Source organism: Streptomyces racemochromogenes (assembly GCF_044129415.1).
Lineage (GTDB): Bacteria > Actinomycetota > Actinomycetes > Streptomycetales > Streptomycetaceae > Streptomyces > Streptomyces racemochromogenes_A.
The window spans coordinates 51,238-70,564 of sequence record NZ_JBBDHD010000025.1 but is presented as its reverse complement, the minus strand read 5'-3'; the positions used below and the strand labels follow the sequence as shown (position 1 = coordinate 70,564).

Here is a 19,327-nt window from a genome sequence, read left to right as displayed (position 1 = left end):
GTCAGTCGACTTTCTGATGGCAGGACTGGATTTTTCCGACGGAAGAGTGAACCCGCTCCTCCTCGATGTCGTCCTAGTGGACGCACCACACTCCGGAGGCTGTCGCGGCCTTCGGCCACATGATCTCTCGCGGAGCAACGGGAAGCGATGTCTAGCAGGATAGATGGCGATAAGTCGGGACAGGTTCCGAGTAAGGTCCGGCGAATCTTCCGCGGACCCAAGTCGGAGTCGGTGCCCGGTCTCGTAGGTACGGCCGTCATGATCGTCGGCCTTCTGGACATCGCGGCAGGCGTCTTCCCGCGATTCCGCCACAGCCGGATCCACGCGGTCACCGAGGTGCTGCCCGGCTCCCTGGGCCCCTTCGCCGCGGCCCTCTCCATCAGCGCGGGCGTCCTGATCCTCCTGCTCGCGCACGGCCTCAAGCGGCGCAAGCGGCGCGCCTGGAGGGCTTCGGTCATCCTGCTGCCCGCCGGTGCCGTCGCCCAGTTCGCCTACCGCCACTCGTTCGTGAGCGTGGTCATCTCGGCGGTGCTCCTCGCCCTGCTCGTACGCCATCAGGGTGAATTCAAGGCCCTTCCGGACCCGCGCAGCCGCTGGAAGGCGCTCGCGAACTTCGTTCTGATGAGCGCCGGCTCCATCGGCCTGGGCCTGGTCATCGTCAACGTCCACCCGAACAAGGTCGTCGGCCACCCCAGCCTCTACGAGCAGATCACCCACGTGGTCTACGGCCTCTTCGGCTTCGAGGGCCCCGTCGACTACGCCGGACGGGTGAGCTGGACCGTCGGCTACTCCCTCGGCGCCCTCGGCATGCTGACCGCCGTCACCACGATCTACCTCGCCTTCCGACCCGAGCACCCGGCCGCCCGGCTCACCCCGGCCGACGAGGAGAAGCTGCGCGAGCTGCTCGCCAAGCACGGCGGCCGCGACTCGCTCGGCCACTTCGCGCTGCGCCGCGACAAGGCCGTCGTCTTCTCCCCCAGCGGCAAGGCGGCCGTCACCTACCGCGTGGTCTCCGGCGTGATGCTCGCCTCCGGCGACCCCGTCGGCGACGTCGAGGCCTGGCCCGGCGCCATCGAGCGGTTCATGGAGGAGGCCAAGGCCCACTCCTGGACCCCCGCCGTCGTGGGCTGCAGCGAGACCGGCGGCGAGGTCTGGACCCGCGAGACGGGCCTGGACGCCCTGGAGCTCGGCGACGAGGCCATCGTCGACGTCAAAGACTTCTCCCTCGCCGGCCGCCCCATGCGCAACGTCCGCCAGATGGTCAAGCGCATCGAGCGCAACGGCTACACCACCAAGGTCCGCCGGGTCAGCGAGCTGAACGAGTTCGAGCTGTCCCAGGTGCGCGGCGCGGCCGAGGCCTGGCGCGGCACGGACACCGAGCGCGGCTTCTCCATGGCCCTCGGCCGCATCGGCGACCCGGGCGACGGCGACTGCATCATCGCCACCGCGCACCGCGTGGAGGAGGGCGACAGCAGCCCCTTCGGCGACCTCAAGGCCATCCAGCACTTCGTGCCCTGGGGCAAGGACGGCATGTCCCTGGAGATGATGCGCCGCGACCGCGGCGCCGACCCGGGCATGAACGAGCTGCTGATCGTCGCCGCCCTCCAGCAGGCCCCCGAGCTGAAGATCGAGAAGGTCTCCCTGAACTTCGCGATGTTCCGCGCGGCCCTCGCCCGCGGCGAGAAGATCGGCGCCGGCCCGGTCCTGCGCGCCTGGCGCAGCCTGCTCGTCTTCCTCTCGCGCTGGTTCCAGATCGAGTCGCTGTACAAGTTCAACGAGAAGTTCCGCCCCCGCTGGGAGCCGCGCTTCATGGTCTACCGCCACCACCGCGACCTCCCCCGCATCGGCTTCGCCGTGATGCAGGCCGAGGGCTTCGTCACCCTGGCCCTCCCCCGCCTCTTCGAGAGCCGCCGGCGCCCGAAGCAGGAGCGCCCCTGCGCCCACACGCACGCCGAGATCCCCGCCCAGCCGGACCGCGAGGTCCAGGCGGCGTAACCGCCCCGGCACCACGAACGCCCCCGCGCCCACCAGGGCCCGGGGGCGTTCCGCCGTCCGGGATCTACCCTGGACTCCATGAACACGAACCGCGGGCCCGCACCCCGGGGCCTGGTGGCCGGGCTCCCCGACTGGGACCGCTGCGCGGTCATGGGCGTCGTCAACGTCACCCCCGACTCCTTCTCCGACGGCGGCCGCTGGTTCGACACCACCGCCGCCGTCAAGCGCGGCCTCGACCTCGTCGCCCAGGGCGCCGACCTGGTGGACGTCGGCGGCGAGTCCACCCGCCCCGGCGCCACCCGCGTCGACGCCGACGAGGAACTGCGCCGGGTCGTCCCCGTCGTCCGGGGCCTGGCCTCCGAAGGCGTCGTCGTCTCCGTCGACACCATGCGCGCGAGCGTCGCCGAACAGGCCGTCGCCGCCGGCGCCCGCCTCGTCAACGACGTCAGCGGCGGCCTCGCCGATCCCCGCATGATCCCCGCCGTCGCCGCCACCGACGTCCCCTTCGTCGTCATGCACTGGCGCGGGTTCAGCGACACCATGAACAGCCTCGCCGTCTACCACGACGTCCTCGGCGAGGTCACCGCCGAGCTCCGCGCCCGCATCGACGCCGTCGTCTCCGGCGGCATCGCCCCCGAGCGGATCGTCGTCGACCCCGGCCTCGGCTTCGCCAAGAACGCCGAGCACGACCTGGCCCTCGTCGCCCGCCTCCCCGAGCTGCGCGCCCTCGGCTTCCCCCTCCTGGTCGCCGCCTCCCGCAAGCGCTTCCTCGGCCGGGTCCTGGCCGGCGGATCCGACGCCGCCCCGCCGCCCGCCCGCGAGCGGGACGCCGCCACGGCCGCCGTCTCGGCCATCGCCGCCCACCAGGGCGCCTGGGCCGTCCGGGTCCACGAGGTACGGCCGACCGCCGACGCGGTTCGGGTGGCCCGCGCCGTGGAAGGGGCTCTGTGACCCGCCGGACCGACCGGACGCACAGGGAAGGGGAACGGTGAGCCGTACCGACATCGAAGCCGTCGAAGAGGTCAACGCGGCCTTCTACGAGGCCATGGAGCGGGGGGACTTCGACGCACTGTCGGCGCTCTGGCTCGACGACGAGATCTCCTGCGTCCACCCCGGCTGGCCGGTGCTCTCCGGGCGGGGCGAGGTGCTGCGCTCGTACGCGCTGATCATGTCGCACACCGAGTACATCCAGTTCTTCCTCACCGACACCAAGGTGGCCCTGATAGGCGACACCGCCCTGGTCACCTGCACCGAGAACATCCTCAGCGGCGGCCCCGCCGAGGAGGCCGGGGAACTCGGCCCGCTCGTCGGCCAGCTGGTGGTCGCCACGAATGTGTTCCGACGCACACCGGAGGGCTGGCGGCTCTGGTCCCACCACGGTTCTCCGGTGCTCACGGACTCCGATGACGAGGAAGAAGAGGCCTCCGACTGACCCCAAGGGCGGGGACGAAGGTTTATCGCAGGTAAATTCGAAGGTGGACGACGCCGACCGCACTCGGCGCAGGCCCAAGGACCCGGGGAGTCCCGGGACCGGAAGCACCTACGAAAGCAGGAGTGATTCGCGTGGATCGTGTCGCGCTGCGCGGCCTCAAGGCTCGCGGGCACCACGGCGTCTTCCCCCGGGAACGCGAGGAAGGCCAGACCTTCATCGTCGACCTCGTGCTGCACCTGGACACCCGGCCGGCGGCGGCCGGGGACGACCTGGCCAAGACCGTGCACTACGGGGTCGTGGCCGAGGAGGTCGTCGACGTCGTCCAGGGCGAGCCCGTGGACCTGATCGAGACCCTCGCCGAGCGGATCGCCCAGCAGTGCCTCAAGCACGAGGCCGTGGCCCAGGTGGAGGTCGTGGTCCACAAGCCGGACGCGCCGATCACCGTCCCCTTCGACGACGTGACCGTCACGATCACCCGGAGCCGCGTGTGAACAACGGCCGGAACGCCCAGAGCGACCCCACCGTCCAGCCCGTCCCCGCGTCCGTCGTCGAGGCGGTCGACGCGGCCGACGTCACCCTCTCCAACCCCAAATGGGCCGTGATCGCGCTCGGCGCGAACCTCGGCAACCGGCTGGAGACCCTCCAGGGCGCCATCGACGCCCTCGGCGACACCCCCGGCCTGCGGGTCAAGGCCGTCTCCCCGGTCTACGAGACCGAGCCGTGGGGCGTCGAGCCGGGCACGCAGCCCTCGTACCTGAACGCGGTCATCGCCCTGAAAACCACCCTGCCGCCGTCCTCGCTCCTGGAGCGGGCGCACGCCGTCGAGGAGGCCTTCGACCGGGTCCGCGAGGAGCGCTGGGGACCGCGCACGATCGACGTGGACATCGTCGCGTACGCCGACGTGGCCTCCGACGACCCCCTCCTCACCCTCCCGCACCCGCGGGCCCACCTGCGCGCCTTCGTGCTGGCCCCCTGGAACGACATCGACCCCGCGGCCCAGCTCCCCGGCCGCGGCCCCGTCGCCGGCCTGCTGGCGGCGATCGGCATGAGCGGGGTCACGGCGCGGGACGACCTGGAACTCCGTCTCCCGGAATAGCCGTTAGCGTGTTCAGGTAGCCGACACCGCACGGAACAGGGGACGGGCAACGTGAAGCAACTGAGGCCGGCGGTCCTGGCGGGCATCTTCGTGATCGCCGGGGTGCTGTCCTGGGCCGGCGCCCGCCTGTGGAACGCCTACGGCACCCTGCCGGGCGTCCCCCTGGCCGCGCCGATCGTGCTGGCGGTCATCGCCGTGGTCCTGTTCGCCACGGCCCTGTCGCTGCGCGCCCGCCTGAAGGCGCAGCGCGAGCGCCGCCCGGGGGCCAAGGGCGTGGAGCCGCTGATGGCGGCCCGCGCGGTGGTCTTCGGCCAGGCCAGCGCCCTGGTGGCGGCCCTGGTCGCCGGCATGTACGGCGGTGTCGGCGTCTTCCTCCTGACCGACTCCCTGGACGTCCCGGCCCGCCGCGACCAGACCTGGTACGCGGGCGGCTCGGTCCTGGCGGGCGCCGCGGTCATCGCGGCCGCCCTCTTCCTGGAACACGTCCTGAAACTCCCGGACGACGAGGACCCCCACAAGGCCCAGGCGGCGGCCTAGGGCCTGTCGGGGCCCAGGCGCCGCCACAGGGGCGGGACCAGCGGGCCCAGGTCCTCCCAGTGGCAGACCTCCAACGAGGCGATCAGCCCGCCCCAGACGAAGAGCATCGCCTCCCCGACGTAGGCCCCCTGCGGAGTCGCGATGTCCCGGCTCGCCACCACCGGGCTGCCGCCGGGCGCCACGGGGGCGGCCGGCACGTCCTGCGTGACCCTGAGATCCACACTGGGGCACCCGCAGGTGCAGCCGGCCGTCATCCGGGCGTACGGGATCTGGGCCCGGTAGACCTGGAGGTCCCCGCCGTCCCCGTCGAGCAGCAGTTCCAGCGTCCGGCGGACGTCCTCGCTCAGCGGCTCCCAGACGGCCGGCTCGGCCACCGGGTCAGCGCGCCATGATCAGGCTCATGGCCTCGTTGCGGGTCGCGGGGTCGCGGAGCTGGCCGCGGACCGCCGAGGTGATGGTCTTCGCGCCCGGCTTGCGCACGCCGCGCATCGTCATGCACATGTGCTCGCACTCGATGACCACGATGCAGCCGCGCGGGTCGAGGATCTCCATCAGGGAGTCGGCGATCTGCGTGGTCAGCCGCTCCTGCACCTGGGGGCGGCGGGCGAAGACGTCGACCAGACGGGCCAGCTTCGACAGACCGGTGATCTTGCCGTCGGCGGACGGGATGTAGCCGACGTGGGCCACGCCGTGGAAGGGGACCAGGTGGTGCTCACAGGAGCTCATGACCTCGATGTCCTTCACCAGGACCATCTCGTCGTGACCGAGGTCGAACGTCGTCGTCAGGACGTCCTCGGGCTTCTGGTACAGGCCGGCGAATATCTCCTTGTACGCCCGCGCCACCCGCGCCGGGGTCTCCAGGAGGCCTTCGCGGTCCGGGTCCTCGCCGACCGCGATCAGGAGCTCGCGGACGGCCGCCTCGGCGCGCTTCTCGTCGAACTCGCCGATCGTGCCCTCGTCACCGGTCAGGGTCACTGGGTCGGTCATCTCTTCCTCGTTCCTGTGTGCACGGACGGCGTACAAATGTGCCGCGCCCCCCAGGCTAGAACCTGGGGGGCGCGGCATTCATTCCGGACCTGGTCAGGCCTCCGGACGGTCCTCCGGGGAGGTCTCCGGGGCCTTCTCCACCGACACGGCCGACTGGGCCGAGGCCGAGGTGCCGTTGGCGGCGTTCGTCAGCTGGAGCTCCTTGGGCGAGAGCACCGGCGGACGGGTGGAGGGGGTGCGGCGGGCCGAGCCGGTCCACGCCGGGCGGGCCGGGCGCTTCACGATCGTGGAGAAGATCTCGGCGATCTCCTCCTTGCCCAGCGTCTCCTTCTCCAGGAGCGCGAGGACGAGGTTGTCCAGGACGTCCCGGTTCTCGACCAGGATCTCCCAGGCCTCGTTGTGCGCGGTCTCGATGAGCTTCTTGACCTCTTCGTCGACCAGCGCCGCGACCTCTTCCGAGTAGTCCCGCGGGTGCGACATCTCGCGGCCCAGGAACGGCTCGGTGTTGTCACCGCCGAACTTGATCGCGCCGAGGCGCTCGGTCATGCCGTATTGGGTGACCATCGCGCGGGCCGTCGCCGTGGCCTTCTCGATGTCGTTCGCGGCGCCGGTGGTCGGGTCGTGGAAGACCAGTTCCTCCGCCGCGCGGCCGCCCAGCATGTAGGCGAGCTGGTCGAGCATCTCGTTGCGCGTGGTCGAGTACTTGTCCTCGTCGGGCAGGACCATGGTGTAGCCCAGGGCCCGGCCTCGGGACAGGATCGTGATCTTGTGGACCGGGTCGGAGTTCGGGGAGGCCGCCGCGACCAGGGCGTGTCCGCCCTCGTGGTACGCGGTGATCTTCTTTTCCTTGTCCGACATGATCCGGGTCCGCTTCTGCGGGCCCGCCACGACGCGGTCGATCGCCTCGTCCAGCATGTGGTTGTCGATCAGCTTCTTGTCCGAGCGGGCCGTGAGGAGCGCGGCCTCGTTCAGGACGTTGGACAGATCGGCACCCGTGAAGCCGGGGGTGCGGCGGGCGACGGCCGAGAGGTCGACGTCCGGTGCGACCGGCTTGCCCTTCTGGTGGACCTTGAGGATCTCCAGACGGCCCTGCATGTCCGGGCGGTCGACCGCGATCTGGCGGTCGAAGCGGCCCGGGCGCAGCAGCGCCGGGTCGAGGATGTCGGGCCGGTTCGTGGCGGCGATCAGGATGACGCCGCCCTTCACGTCGAAGCCGTCCATCTCGACGAGCAGCTGGTTGAGGGTCTGCTCGCGCTCGTCGTGGCCGCCGCCGAGGCCCGCGCCGCGGTGCCGGCCGACGGCGTCGATCTCGTCGACGAAGACGATCGCCGGGGCGTTCGCCTTGGCCTGCTCGAACAGGTCGCGGACGCGCGAGGCGCCGACGCCGACGAACATCTCGACGAAGTCGGAACCGGAGATCGAGTAGAAGGGGACGCCGGCCTCGCCCGCGACGGCGCGCGCGAGCAGGGTCTTGCCGGTGCCGGGCGGGCCGTAGAGCAGCACACCCTTGGGGATCTTGGCGCCGACGGCCTGGAACTTCGCCGGCTCCTGGAGGAACTCCTTGATCTCGTGGAGTTCCTCGACGGCCTCGTCCGAGCCCGCGACGTCGGCGAACGTCGTCTTCGGGGTGTCCTTGGTGATGAGCTTGGCCTTGGACTTGCCGAAGTTCATGACCCGGGAGCCGCCGCCCTGCATCTGGTTCATCAGGAACAGGAAGACGACGACGATGAGGACGAAGGGCAGGAGCGAGAGCAGCACGCTCAGGAACGGGCTGGTCTTGTCCGGCGTGACGGAGTAGCCGTCCGGGATCTGACCGGCTTCGTACTTGGTCTGGAGGTTCTGGGCGAGCTGGACGCCCTGGTCCCCGATGTAGTTGGCCTGGAACTTGGTGCCGCTGTTGTTGCCGAGCTTCTGGCCCTTCTTCAGCTCGATCTTGATCATCTGGCTGTCGCCGGTGGTCAGCTTGGCGCTGTCGACCTGGCCACTGTTGATCGCCTTGATGACCTCGCTGGTCTCCACCGACTTGTAGCCGCCGCCGGAGCCGACGACGTTCATCAACACGACCACGGCGAGGACGGCCAGCACGATCCACATGACCGGCCCACGGAAGTATCGCTTCACGTCCATCCATACGGGGTGCCGGGCACCCCGTCCCTCCTGCCCGTAGGTAAATGCTGCTGTGAGTAAAGACTGTTCTTCGGAATGTACCCCTGTATTGTCACCCGCCGCCCCGTGGGACGGCTGACAGACCCGCCTTCTCCTCCAACGGCGGGAATCGCCCCCGGGTTCCCCCGGGGGCGATCGCGGTGACGTCGGGGGTTCAGCCGCCGTACACGTGCGGGGCGAGCGTCCCGACGAACGGCAGGTTGCGGTACTTCTCCGCGTAGTCGAGGCCGTAGCCGACGACGAACTCGTTGGGGATGTCGAAGCCGACCCACTCGACGTCGATGGCGACCTTGGCAGCCTCGGGCTTGCGCAGCAGCGTGACGACCTTGAGGGAGGCCGGCTGGCGGGAGCCCAGGTTCGACAGCAGCCAGGACAGGGTCAGGCCGGAGTCGATGATGTCCTCGACGATCAGGACGTGCTTGTCCTTGATGTCGGTGTCCAGGTCCTTGAGGATCCGCACCACGCCCGAGGACTGGGTCCCGGCGCCGTAGGAGGACACCGCCATCCAGTCCATGGTGAGCGGGGTGGACAAGGCGCGCGCCAGGTCCGCCATCACCATCACGGCGCCCTTGAGCACGCCGACGATGAGCAGGTCCTTGCCCGCGTACTCCGCGTCGATCTTCGCGGCCAGCTCGGCCAGCTTCGCGTCGATCTCTTCCTTGGTGATGAGCACCGACTGGAGGTCGTTGCCCATGTCCTTCTCGTCCACCCGCATCACTTTCGTTGTCGGCCGGGGCTCCGGAGGGCGTCCCCGGAGGACTCAGCCGTGCTTCAGCACCAATCAGCCCTGCCGGATGACAAGTCTGCCACCCTGCCGCTGGGCCTCGACGCGGCCGGGCAGGTTGATGGCCCCCTGGCCGCGCCATCCGGTGATGAGCCGGTCGACTTCCTCGATGTGGCGGGCGAAGAGGGAACCCGCGGGTGAGCCCGCCGCGACCACGGCCCGGCGCAGCACCCGGCGGCGCACGGCGGGGGGCAGGGCGTACAGCTTGGCGCACTCCAGGCGGCCGTCCTCGTCGCGTACGCCGGCCTCCGCGTCGGCGGCCCAGGCGTCCAGGGCGTCGGCGTCGTCCCGGGAGAGCTGGGCGGTACGGGCGAGCGCCTCCACGACCCCCTTGCCGAGCGCCTTCTCCAGGGCGGGCAGTCCCTCGTGGCGCAGCCGGGAGCGGGTGTAGGCGGGGTCGATGTTGTGCGGGTCGTCCCAGACGGGGAGGGACTGGACCATGCAGGCCTTGCGGGCGGTCTGCCGGTCGATGTGGAGGAAGGGGCGCCGGTAGCGCCGGGTGCGGCCGGGGCCGCCGGAGACCTCGGCCATGCCGGAGAGCGAGCGGATGCCGGAGCCCCGGGCGAGGCCCAGCAGGACGGTTTCCGCCTGGTCGTCGCGGGTGTGGCCGAGCAGCACGGCGGCGGCGCCGAGCCGGTCGGCGGCCTCGTCGAGGGCGGAGTAGCGGGCGTCACGGGCGGCGGCCTCGGGTCCGCCGTCGCGGCCGACGCGCACGGCGACGGACTCCACCGGGTCGAGGCGGAGCGCGGTCATGCGGCTGACGACCTCGGCGGCGCGCAGGTCGGAGCCGGCCTGGAGGCCGTGGTCGATGGTGATGCCGCCGGCCCGGATGCCGAGCTTGGGGGCTTCGAAGGCGAGGGCGGAGGCGAGCGCCATGGAGTCGGCGCCGCCGGAGCAGGCGACGAGGACGAGCGGCGGGGTGCCGGCCGCGCGGCCCGTGGGGCCGCTCAGGTCGGTGAGGACGTCGTGGAGTACGCGGCGGACCGCCAGGCGTATCGCCGCGACCGCAGGATGGGGACCCATGTCCGGTGCCCTTCGTGGAGTTCGGATGCTCGGAGGCTTCGGGGTGTTGCGCGCGGGGTGGTCACTCAGAGTGCGTCGATGGTGACAGAAGTGAGCCGTTCCCCGAGCATCGCACGCCCTTCCACGGCTCACGGTCCCTCGGAAGGGTGATGCTGCTTCCCCCAGTGGGACACGTTTACGCCTCCGGAGTCACCCTTCTTCGCGCCGCGCGCTCCCCCTGCGGTGGACGCGCGCCACCCAGTCCGCGGGCCTGGCGATCTCCGATTTGGTCGGCAGGGTGTTCGGGGAGGTCCACACGCGGTTGAAGCCGTCCATCCCGACCTCGCCGACGACGGCGCGCACGAAGCGTTCGCCGTCGCGGTACTGGCGCAGTTTGGCGTCGAGGCCCAGCAGCTTGCGCAGGGCGGCGTCCAGGCGGCCGGCGCCGCTGGCACGGCGCTGCTGGAACTTCTCGCGGATCTCGGCGACGGAGGGCACGACCTCCGGGCCGACCCCGTCCATGACGAAATCGGCGTGGCCCTCCAGCAGGGACATGACGGCGGTGAGCCGGCCGAGCACCTCGCGCTGGACGGGGGTCTGGACGAGTTCGACGAAGGAGTGGGCCTCCTCGCCGCGCTCGCCGTCGGGGCGGGCTCCGGCGAAGGACTGGACCGCCTCGCGCAGCCGCTCCAGCAGGGCTCCGGGCTCCATCTCGGTGGCGCCGAGGAAGGCCTGGATCTCGCCCTCCAGGTGGGCGCGCAGCCAGGGGACGGCGGTGAACTGGGTGCGGTGGGTCTCCTCGTGCAGGCAGACCCAGAGCCGGAAGTCGTGCGGGCTGACCTCCAGCTCGCGTTCGACGTGGACGATGTTGGGTGCGACGAGCAGCAGCCGCCCGCCGGTGGCGGGGTTGCCGGGCAGGTCGGCGCCGACGGGCGCGAAGGTCTCGTACTGGCCGAGGACGCGGGAGGCCAGGAAGCTCAGCAGCATGCCCAGCTCGACGCCGGTGACCTTGCCGCCGACGGCCCCGAGGACGGCGCCGCCGGGGGCGCCGCCGCGGCGGTCCTGCATCTTGGCCAGCAGCGGGCCGAGCAGTTCGCGGAAGCCGGCGACGTTGGCCCGGACCCAGCCGGCCCGGTCGACGACGAGGACGGGGGTGTCGGGGAGGGTGGTTCCCTCGGGCATCATCCCGGTGAACCCGCGCACGTGCTCCTCGGAGGTCCTGGCGTGCCGGCGGAGCTCCGCCACCACGGCCCGGGCCTCGTCGCGGCTGACCTCCGGACCCGGCCGCACGAGCCGGATCGCGGTCGCCACCGCGAGGTTCCAGTCGACCATCTCCGCACCACCGATGCTCGTCATGCGTCAACGGTACGTGGACCCGCGCCGCTGCGGAGCCCCTCGGCGCCTGTCGCCGGGGCCCTGTCGCCGCTCGGGGCGGCCCCGGGCTCGGGGCGGCGGGGGGCCTGGCCGGTCAGGAGGTGGAGGCGACGGCGGCGGCCAGTTTGTCCAGGCCCTTCTCGGCGGCGGAGCCGTCGGCGGCGTTGGCGGTCAGGAAGGCGAAGGCCAGGAGCCGCCCGGACGGGTCGACGACGGTGCCGGCGAGGGAGTTCACGCCGGTCAGGGTGCCCGTCTTGGCCCGGAGCAGACCGGCGGCCGGGGAGGTGCCGGCGTTGCGGGTGCGCAGGGTGCCGGTGAAGCCGGCGACGGGCAGTCCGGTGAGGACGGGCCGCAGTTCCGGGTGGGCGGGGTCGGCGGCCTTGGCGAGCAGGCCCGTCAGGAGGCGGGCGCTGACCTTGTCGGCCCGGTTGAGGCCGCTGCCGTCGGCGAAGCGGGCGCCGGCGAGGTCGACGCCGAGCGAGCCGAGCCGCTGGGTGACGGCCTGCTCGGCGCCCTCGAAGCTGGCGGGCTTGCCGGTGGCGAGGGCGGTCTGGCGGGCGAGGGCCTCGGCGATGTCGTTGTCGCTGTTGGTGAGCATCCGCTCGACGAGGCCGGCGAGGGGGGTGGAGAGGGTGGTGGCGAGCGGGTGGGCGTCGGGGGCGGCCTTGGCGGGGGCGGGGTCGCCGGTCACCTTGATGCCCCGGTCGCGCAGCAGGCCGGCGAAGGCGCGGGCGGTGTCCCCCGAGGGGTCCTCGGTGCGTGCGACGGGCCCGGCGGTGGAGTCGTCGGGGCGGCCCTCGTCGGCGGTGAGGGCGGTGACGGGGGCGAGGTTGTCGTTGCGGCCGATGGGGTGGCGCACGGGGCCCGAGTAGAGCGTGTCGTCGTAGCCGAGGGCGACGGTGTCGGTGCCGGCGGCCTTGAGGGCCTGGGCGGTGTCCGCGGCGAGGGCCACGAGGCTGCCGCCGGAGCCGGCCGGGCTCTTCTTCTTGGCCGTGAGGGAGGGGTCGCCGCCGCCGACCAGGACGATCTGCCCGGGGCCGGCCCCGGGGGTCACGGTGGTGCGGATGCGGTGTTCGGGGCCGAGGGCGGCCAGCGCGGCGCCGGCGGTGGCGATCTTGACGGTGGAGGCGGGGGTCATGGGGTCGCCGGCCCCGGACTCGTACAGCACCCGGCCCGTGCCGGCGTCGACCACGGCGGCGCCGCGCACGGTCCCGAGGGCGGAGTCGGCGAGCAGCGGTCCGAGCACCCCCGCGAGGGCGGCGGAGGGCGCGTCGGCGGAGCGCGGGGCGATGCCCTGGAGCACCCCGGGCGCGCTCGGCGCGGCCTGCGGGAGGGATCCGGCCGCGTGATCTGCGCCACCCGTCCGGCTCCAGGAGGCGGCCCGGTCCCGCTCGGCCTTACGCTGGCCGGAGTCCCACGGACCGGCGGAGGCGACGGCCACCGCCGACAGGGCGAGGCCGGCGACGGCCGACCCCGCGATGAGCTGCCACGTCTTGACCAATGGCACCTCGGACCAGCCCCTTTCGCGATCACACATATGCGTGAGGGACACTTAACCACTGCGTCTTGCCGCGAGCATGGCACCCCACCCCAGGGATGGGCCGGACGCGCTATCACTCGGAGCAGTCAAGCTTCGGCACCGGGCCGGAGCTGATCATGGAGGAGCAGGACGTGGAGTTCGACGTCACCATCGAGATCCCCAAGGGTTCGCGGAACAAGTACGAGGTGGACCACGAGACCGGCCGGATCCGTCTGGACCGTCGCCTCTTCACCTCGACCAGCTACCCGACGGACTACGGCTTCGTCGAGAACACCCTCGGCGAGGACGGCGACCCGCTGGACGCGCTGGTCATCCTGGACGAGCCCACCTTCCCGGGCTGCCTGATCAAGTGCCGCGCGATCGGCATGTTCAACATGACCGACGAGGCGGGCGGCGACGCCAAGCTGCTGTGCGTCCCGGCCTCGGACCCGCGGGTCGAGCACCTGCGCGACATCCACCACATCTCGGAGTTCGACCGCCTGGAGATCCAGCACTTCTTCGAGGTCTACAAGGACCTGGAGCCGGGCAAGTCGGTCGAGGGCGCCAACTGGGTGGGCCGCGCCGAGGCCGAGGCCGAGATCGAGGCCTCGTTCAAGCGCCTGGAGGCCCAGGGCGGCCACCACTGAGCTCCGCTCGGTAACCGCTGAAGGAGGGCGGGCGGCATCCCCACGCCGGGGGCGCCGCCCGCCTCTTCGCTTCCCGGCAGCCCCGCGACCCCGTCCGTGGCCCCTCCGTGGCTTCTTTCGCCTTGGAGGAAACGATTCCGCATACTGATACCGCCGTTGATCAAGGGTGGGAGGATGCGTGACGGAGGCCGAAGGGCCCGGTCCCGAGGACCGGAAGCCGAAGTCCGACGAGGCGCACAGCGCCTTCACCCCGCCGCCCGGCATGGAGCCGGAGGTCCCGGACGAGGACCAGGCCACCTCCGAGTTCGCGCTCCCGGAGGGCCTCGCGACCGCCCCCGCCGGCTCCGAGGGCTCCGCCTTCGCGGCACCGGCCACCTACAGCGCCCAGCACTCCCCGCCCGCCTACACCCCGCCCCCCGCCCCGTCGTTCCCCGCCTCCTCCCCCTGGCAGGACCGGATGCGCACGATGCTGCGCATGCCGGTGGACGTCCGCCCGGTGCCCGAGGCGGCGCAGCGGCAGACCGAGTCCGGCCCGGCCGTGGGCCGCGTCCTGGACCTCACCCTGCGCATCGGCGAGCTGCTCCTCGCGGGCGGCGAGGGCGCGGAGGACGTGGAGGCGGCGATGTTCGCCGTGGCCCGCTCCTACGGCCTCGACCGCGCCGAGCCCACCGTCACCTTCACCCTGCTGTCGATCACCCACCAGCCCTCCCTGGTCGGCAACCCGGTCTCCGCGAGCCGCACCGTGCGCCGCCGCGGCACCGACTACACCCGCCTCGCCGCCGTCTTCCGGCTGGTGGACGACATCAGCGCGCCCGACGTGGAGATCTCCCTGGAGGAGGCCTACCGCCGCCTCGCCGTGATCCGCCGCAACCGCCACCCCTACCCCACCTGGGTGCTCACCGCCGCCGCCGGACTGCTCGCGGGGGCCGCCTCCGTCCTGGTCGGCGGCGGGGTGACGGTGTTCTTCTGCGCCGCCCTCGGAGCCATCCTCGGCGACCGGCTGGCCTGGTACTTCGCCGACCGCGGGTTGCCGGAGTTCTACCAGTTCGTGGTCGCGGCGATGCCGCCGGCCGCGATCGGGGTGGCCCTGAAGCTCGCCGAGTTCGACGTCCGCGCCTCCGCCGTGATCACCGGCGGCCTGTTCGCCCTGCTGCCCGGACGGGCCCTGGTCGCGGCCGTGCAGGACGGCCTGACCGGCTTCTACATCACCGCCTCGGCCCGGCTCCTGGAGGTCATGTACCTCTTCATCGGCATCATCATCGGCGTGCTCGTCGTGATCTACGTGGGCCTCCAGTTCGGCGCCGCGCCCAACCCCGACGAGGTCCTCCAGATCCCGCACCGGCCGGTTCTCCAGACGTTCGCCTCGATGGTGCTGGTGTTCACGTTCGCGATCCTGCTCCAGCAGGAGCGCTCCACGGTGTGGATCGTGACCCTGAACGGCGGGGTCGCCTGGGTCACCTTCGGCGCCCTGCGGGCCGCCGACCTGCCGCCGGTCCCGTCGACGGCGGTCGCGGCCGGGCTGGTCGGCCTGTTCGGGCAGCTCTTCTCCCGGTACCGGTTCGCGTCGGCGCTGCCGTACGTGACGGCGGCCATCGGCCCGCTGCTGCCGGGCTCGGCGACGTACTTCGGGCTGCTGTCGATCGCCGAGAACCGGCTGGACAGGGGGCTCGCCTCGCTCACCAGCGCCGCGGCCATCGCGCTTGCGATCGCGATCGGGGTGAACCTGGGCTCCGAGAGCTCGCGGCTGTTCATGCGGATCCCCGGTGCGCGCAGCGCCGCCAAGCGCCGGGCCGCGGCGAAGCGCACCCGCGGCTTCTGAGCCCCCTCCGGGGCGCGAGGGACCCCCGGACACGCGTGTGCCCCGGAGACGGGCGTCTCCGGGGCACACGGGGCTCGTGGCGGCTTGCGGGGGCGCCTGCGCGCCCGTACGTCAGCGCTTGGCGTGGCGGCCGCGCTGGCCGGGGGCCGACGGCGGCTCCTCCATCGGGTACCCGGGCTGCGCCGGGGCGGAGGCGGCGGCCTTCTTGGCCTTGCGGGCCTTCAGCACCTCGAAGATCACGGGGATCACCGAGATCAGCACGATGACGATGAAGATCGCCTCGATGTTGGTCTTGATGAACTCGAACCGGCCGAGCTGGTAGCCGAGGACGGTGACGCCCGCGCCCCACGCGACACCGCCGATGACGTTGTACGTGAGGAAGACCCGGTACTTCATCGCGCCGGCGCCCGCGACCATCGGGGCGAAGGTGCGGATGATGGGCACGAAGCGGGCGAGCACGATCGCCTTGGGGCCGTGCTTCTCCATGAAGTCGTGCGCGGCGTCCAGGTTCTCCCGCTTGAAGACCTTGCTGTTCGGCCGGTTGAACAGCTTCGGACCGAAGAACTTGCCGATCAGGTAGCCCACCTGGTCACCGAGGATCGCGGAGGCCGCGATCAGCGTGCAGACGAGCCACAGCGGCTGGCTGATGCTGCCGCTGGCGGTGAACAGGCCCGCGGTGAACAGCAGGGAGTCCCCGGGCAGGAAGGCGAAGAGGCCCGACTCCGCGAAGACGATGACCAGGATGCCGATCAGGCCGAACTTCCCGATCAGGTAGTCCGGGGACAGCCACGCGGGGGCGAGGGCAAGCGTGTAGAGGGGTTCCACGTTTCCGGGCTCTCCTGGATCAGCAGGGGGACGTCTGCGGTGGGGGACGCGACGATGCAGGCGGTCTCAATTATGAACGCACACCGCCCCCACCGGGTTCCAGGGACCGGAGGGGGCGGTAGGCGGTGGAATGTCCGCTACGCCTTGCGGACGGCGTTGGCGGTGATCGAGTCCCGCAGGTGCTCGGCCACGCCCGGGCCCATGCCGTCGTAGAAGGCCTTGAACCGCTCGTCGGAGACGTACATCTCGCCGAGGCAGACGTGCATCTCGTACCCGCACTCGTAGTAGCGGTCGCAGATGTGCCGCCGGTGTTCCTCGGCCATGTCCATGGCCGCCTCGCCGTCGGCGGGCTCCCCGGCCGCCACCAGGGCCGCGTACCGGGCGCCCCAGTCGGTGACCTCCTCCTGGATCCGCTGCCAGTCGGCCTTGGTGTAGGCGGCCGCCCGGCGCTGCGATTCGGCGTAGGCCTCGGTGCCGCCCCAGCGGCGCTCGGCCTCCTCCGCGTACTGCTCCGGGTCCTTGTCCCCGAACACCTCGAACCTCTCCTCGGGCGTGAGGTTGATGCCCATCTTCTTCGCCTCCATGGCGTGCTCCACGGCCTTGGCCATCTGCTGGAGCCGGGCGATCCGGTCGGTCAGGAGGGCGTGCTGCCGGCGCAGGTGCTCCCTCGGGTCCGATTCCGGGTCGTCCAGCAGGACCGCGACCTCGTCGAGCGGGAAGCCGAGCTCCCGGTAGAACAGGATCCGCTGCAGCCGGTCCAGATCGGCGTCGTCGTAACGCCGGTGGCCCGCGCCGCTGCGGCCGCTCGGGCAGAGCAGGCCGATCTCGTCGTAGTGGTGCAGGGTCCGCACCGTCACTCCGGCGAAACCGGCGACCTGGCCCACGGAGTAGCCCATCGCTCTTCCGCTCCTTCGGTTGGGTACGCCCTCCACTGTGGTTCCTCACGCCGCGTGAGGTGCAAGCCCGTCTTCCGGGGGGAGGCGGGATCAGCCCATCGCCTTGGTGCCGTCCAGGGTCTCGCGGATGATGTCCGCGTGGCCCGCGTGCCGGGCGAACTCGCGGATCAGGTGCAGCAGCATCCAGCGCATCGAGACCGTGGCGTCCTTGGGGAACCAGGGCGCCGGCGGCAGCGGGAACTCGTCGTCCAGGCTCGGGAGCGACTCGACGAACCCGGTCGTCTGGTCCTTGACCGTGTCCCAGAACGCGAGGGCGGACTCCAGGGTCTCCCCCTCGCCCAGCCGGAAGCCCTCGTGCCAGTCCTCGGGCGCGCGCCGGTGCTCGTTCGGCTTCTGCTGCGCCATGCGCAGCCAGTTCAGCTCGACCTCGGCCACGTGCTTGATCAGCCCGGCCAGGGACAGCTCGCTCGCGGTGGGCCGGCTCGCGGTCTGCTCGGGCGTCAGCCCGGCCGCCGCGCGGCGCAGCGCCTCGCGCTGGTCCTCGACGAAGAGCAGGAGGGTGCCGCGCTCGTCTCCCGCGACTTCCTGGGTGGGGTGTGCCATGACCGACCGCCTTTGCCGTGGTGGTGTGCGGGGTGTTCCCCGCCGACAGCCACCACGTTACGAACGCTTGCGGTCAGCTTCTGTCCTTGATCGGCCCCTAGAACGGAAAAGTCGTCCGGCCGTGCTGGATGGAGATCCACTTCTGGGTGGTGAAGGCCTCCACGGTGGCCTCCCCGCCCAGCCGGCCCAGGCCCGAGGCCTTCTCCCCGCCGAACGCGGTCAGCGGCTCGTCGCCGATGGTGGAGTCGTTGACGTGGATCATCCCGGTCTCGACGCGCCGTGCGAAGCGGACCCCGCGCTCGACGTCACGGGTGTGCACCGCGCCGCTGAGCCCGTACGGGGTGGCGTTGGCCAGGCGCACCGCCTCCTCCTCCCCGTCGAAGACCACCAGCAGGGCGACGGGGCCGAAGATCTCCTGGCCCAGCAGCGGCGAGTCCTCGGGGAGGCCGGCCAGGACGGTCGGCTCCACCAGGTTGCCGCGCGTGGAGCCCCGGACGAGGGCCGTGGCTCCGGACTCGACGGCGCGGTCCACGAGGGCGGTCAGGGCGTCGGCCTGGAAGGAGTTGATCAGCGGGCCGATGTGCGTGTCGGCCTCGCGCGGGTCGCCGGTCTTCAGGGCACGGACCCGGGCGGTGAACTTCTCGGTGAACTCCTCGGCCACGGAGGCGTCGACGAGGATGCGGTTGGCGGCCATGCAGACCTGGCCCTGGAAGACGAAGCGGCTGAAGACGGCGGCGTCCACCGCGTAGTCGACGTCGGCGTCGTCGAGGACCACCAGGGCGCTGTTGCCGCTCAGCTCCAGCACGGTCCGCTTGAAGTGGCGGGCGGCCACCGCGCCCACGTGCCGTCCGGTGCGGTCGGAGCCGGCGAAGGAGATCACCTTGGGGACGGGGTGGGTGAGGATCGCGTCGCCGATCTCGGCGATGTCGGTGACCAGCACGTTCAGCAGGCCGGCCGGCAGCCCCGCGTCCTCGAAGATCTTGGCGATGATGCCGCCGCCGGAGACCGGGGCGTTCTGGTTGGGCTTGATGACCACGGCGTTGCCGAGCGCCAGCGCCGGGGCGACCGACTTCAGGGTCACCAGGAGCGGGAAGTTGAAGGGGCTGATCACGGCGACGACGCCGACGGGCAGCCGCTGGACGCGGTTCTCCTTGCCCGTGACCGGCGAGGGCAGGATGCGGCCCTCGGGGCGGACGGCCAGCCGGATCGCCTCCCGCAGGAACTCCAGCGCGAGGTGGACCTCGTACTCGGCCTTGGGACGCGTCCCGCCGAGCTCGTCGATCATGACCTCGACGATCTCCTTCTGGCGCTCCTCGGTGATCCGCAGGGCGCGCTCCAGGACGGTCCGTCTGGTGTAGGGGCTGGCGGCGGCCCAGTCGCGCTGCGCCCGCTCGGCCGCGCGGTAGGCGCGGTCCACCTGCTCGACCGTGGCCACGGTGACGGCCGCGAGCTTCTCCCCGTTGTAGGGATTGACGTCGATGATGTCCCACGAACCGGTGCCGGCCAGCCATTCGCCGTCTATGTACTGGTGAGCCAGGTCGGTGAATATGGACATGCCATCCCTTACTGCGAGCGCGCACCCCTGCGCTGCACCGGAGACCGATCGTTCTTTATAGAGCACTGATCAGACGTCATAGTACGTGCG

Annotated in this window: 19 protein-coding genes; 8 read left to right on the top strand and 11 right to left on the bottom strand. The window is 71.6% G+C overall.

Going from position 1 to position 19,327, the window contains the following annotated elements; genetic code table 11:
• The first annotated feature begins 147 nt into the window (after positions 1–147).
• The 6 genes from WDV06_RS12920 (at position 148) to WDV06_RS12895 (ending at position 5,060) form a co-directional block, all read left to right on the top strand.
• Entirely contained in the window at positions 148–1,995 is a 1,848-nt protein-coding gene (locus tag WDV06_RS12920; protein ID WP_395509829.1) for a phosphatidylglycerol lysyltransferase domain-containing protein, read from the top strand.
• 78 nt (positions 1,996–2,073) lie between these two features.
• Positions 2,074–2,946, top strand: coding sequence for a dihydropteroate synthase (folP, locus tag WDV06_RS12915; protein ID WP_395509828.1), 873 nt, complete (start codon positions 2,074–2,076; stop codon positions 2,944–2,946).
• A gap of 37 nt (positions 2,947–2,983) precedes the next feature.
• Entirely contained in the window at positions 2,984–3,427 is a 444-nt protein-coding gene (locus WDV06_RS12910) for a nuclear transport factor 2 family protein (RefSeq protein ID WP_395509827.1), read from the top strand.
• A gap of 131 nt (positions 3,428–3,558) precedes the next feature.
• Positions 3,559–3,918, top strand: a complete 360-nt coding sequence (folB, locus tag WDV06_RS12905) for a dihydroneopterin aldolase (protein ID WP_351889687.1) — start codon at positions 3,559–3,561, stop codon at positions 3,916–3,918.
• Positions 3,915–4,523, top strand: a complete 609-nt coding sequence (gene folK, locus WDV06_RS12900; protein WP_395509826.1) for a 2-amino-4-hydroxy-6-hydroxymethyldihydropteridine diphosphokinase — start codon at positions 3,915–3,917, stop codon at positions 4,521–4,523. Before folB ends, folK begins: the two co-directional genes overlap by 4 nt.
• A gap of 51 nt (positions 4,524–4,574) precedes the next feature.
• Complete coding sequence (locus tag WDV06_RS12895; protein WP_395509825.1) at positions 4,575–5,060, top strand: DUF3180 domain-containing protein; 486 nt, start codon at positions 4,575–4,577, stop codon at positions 5,058–5,060.
• Here the strand turns inward: WDV06_RS12895 and WDV06_RS12890 are convergent.
• The 7 genes from WDV06_RS12890 to dacB all read right to left on the bottom strand — a co-directional run bounded on the left by WDV06_RS12890 (position 5,057) and on the right by dacB (position 12,910).
• Positions 5,057–5,434, bottom strand: coding sequence for a hypothetical protein (locus WDV06_RS12890; protein ID WP_395509824.1), 378 nt, complete (start codon positions 5,432–5,434; stop codon positions 5,057–5,059). The two genes, WDV06_RS12895 and WDV06_RS12890, sit on opposite strands and share 4 nt — an antisense overlap.
• A gap of 4 nt (positions 5,435–5,438) precedes the next feature.
• Positions 5,439–6,047 carry a GTP cyclohydrolase I FolE gene (gene folE / locus WDV06_RS12885; protein ID WP_045946141.1) on the bottom strand — a complete coding sequence of 203 codons (609 nt, stop codon included), beginning with the start codon at positions 6,045–6,047 and terminating at the stop codon, positions 5,439–5,441.
• 93 nt (positions 6,048–6,140) lie between these two features.
• On the bottom strand, positions 6,141–8,174 hold the full coding sequence (gene ftsH / locus WDV06_RS12880) for an ATP-dependent zinc metalloprotease FtsH (RefSeq protein ID WP_395509823.1): 2,034 nt from the start codon (positions 8,172–8,174) through the stop codon (positions 6,141–6,143).
• 193 nt (positions 8,175–8,367) lie between these two features.
• The gene (gene hpt, locus WDV06_RS12875) at positions 8,368–8,928 is read right to left on the bottom strand and encodes a hypoxanthine phosphoribosyltransferase (RefSeq protein ID WP_007264874.1); all 561 of its coding nucleotides are present in this window, start codon (positions 8,926–8,928) and stop codon (positions 8,368–8,370) included.
• Between the two features lie 66 nt (positions 8,929–8,994).
• Entirely contained in the window at positions 8,995–10,020 is a 1,026-nt protein-coding gene (gene tilS, locus WDV06_RS12870) for a tRNA lysidine(34) synthetase TilS (RefSeq protein ID WP_395509822.1), read from the bottom strand.
• 189 nt (positions 10,021–10,209) lie between these two features.
• Positions 10,210–11,355, bottom strand: coding sequence for a zinc-dependent metalloprotease (locus tag WDV06_RS12865; protein WP_395509821.1), 1,146 nt, complete (start codon positions 11,353–11,355; stop codon positions 10,210–10,212).
• A gap of 112 nt (positions 11,356–11,467) precedes the next feature.
• The gene (gene dacB / locus WDV06_RS12860) at positions 11,468–12,910 is read right to left on the bottom strand and encodes a D-alanyl-D-alanine carboxypeptidase/D-alanyl-D-alanine endopeptidase (RefSeq protein ID WP_395509820.1); all 1,443 of its coding nucleotides are present in this window, start codon (positions 12,908–12,910) and stop codon (positions 11,468–11,470) included.
• Positions 12,911–13,044: 134 nt separating this feature from the next.
• Here dacB and WDV06_RS12855 point away from each other — a divergent pair, with 134 nt between their 5' ends.
• Together WDV06_RS12855 and WDV06_RS12850 are read left to right on the top strand one after the other, a co-directional pair.
• The gene (locus WDV06_RS12855) at positions 13,045–13,539 is read left to right on the top strand and encodes an inorganic diphosphatase (protein ID WP_045946146.1); all 495 of its coding nucleotides are present in this window, start codon (positions 13,045–13,047) and stop codon (positions 13,537–13,539) included.
• Positions 13,540–13,717: 178 nt separating this feature from the next.
• Positions 13,718–15,358, top strand: coding sequence for a threonine/serine exporter family protein (locus WDV06_RS12850; protein ID WP_395509819.1), 1,641 nt, complete (start codon positions 13,718–13,720; stop codon positions 15,356–15,358).
• A 111-nt stretch (positions 15,359–15,469) separates the two neighbouring features.
• On the opposite strand, the gene WDV06_RS12845 is transcribed toward WDV06_RS12850, so the two are convergent.
• The 4 genes from WDV06_RS12845 to WDV06_RS12830 all read right to left on the bottom strand — a co-directional run bounded on the left by WDV06_RS12845 (position 15,470) and on the right by WDV06_RS12830 (position 19,237).
• Positions 15,470–16,183 (bottom strand): VTT domain-containing protein, encoded by a 714-nt coding sequence (locus tag WDV06_RS12845; protein ID WP_395509818.1) that lies wholly within the window; start codon positions 16,181–16,183, stop codon positions 15,470–15,472.
• Positions 16,184–16,320: 137 nt separating this feature from the next.
• A complete protein-coding gene (locus tag WDV06_RS12840; protein ID WP_395509817.1) occupies positions 16,321–17,079 on the bottom strand; it encodes a MerR family transcriptional regulator in 759 nt (252 codons plus the stop codon).
• A gap of 90 nt (positions 17,080–17,169) precedes the next feature.
• Entirely contained in the window at positions 17,170–17,682 is a 513-nt protein-coding gene (locus WDV06_RS12835) for a DinB family protein (RefSeq protein WP_395509816.1), read from the bottom strand.
• A 97-nt stretch (positions 17,683–17,779) separates the two neighbouring features.
• Positions 17,780–19,237, bottom strand: a complete 1,458-nt coding sequence (locus WDV06_RS12830; RefSeq protein ID WP_395509815.1) for an aldehyde dehydrogenase family protein — start codon at positions 19,235–19,237, stop codon at positions 17,780–17,782.
• Positions 19,238–19,327 lie beyond the last annotated feature (90 nt).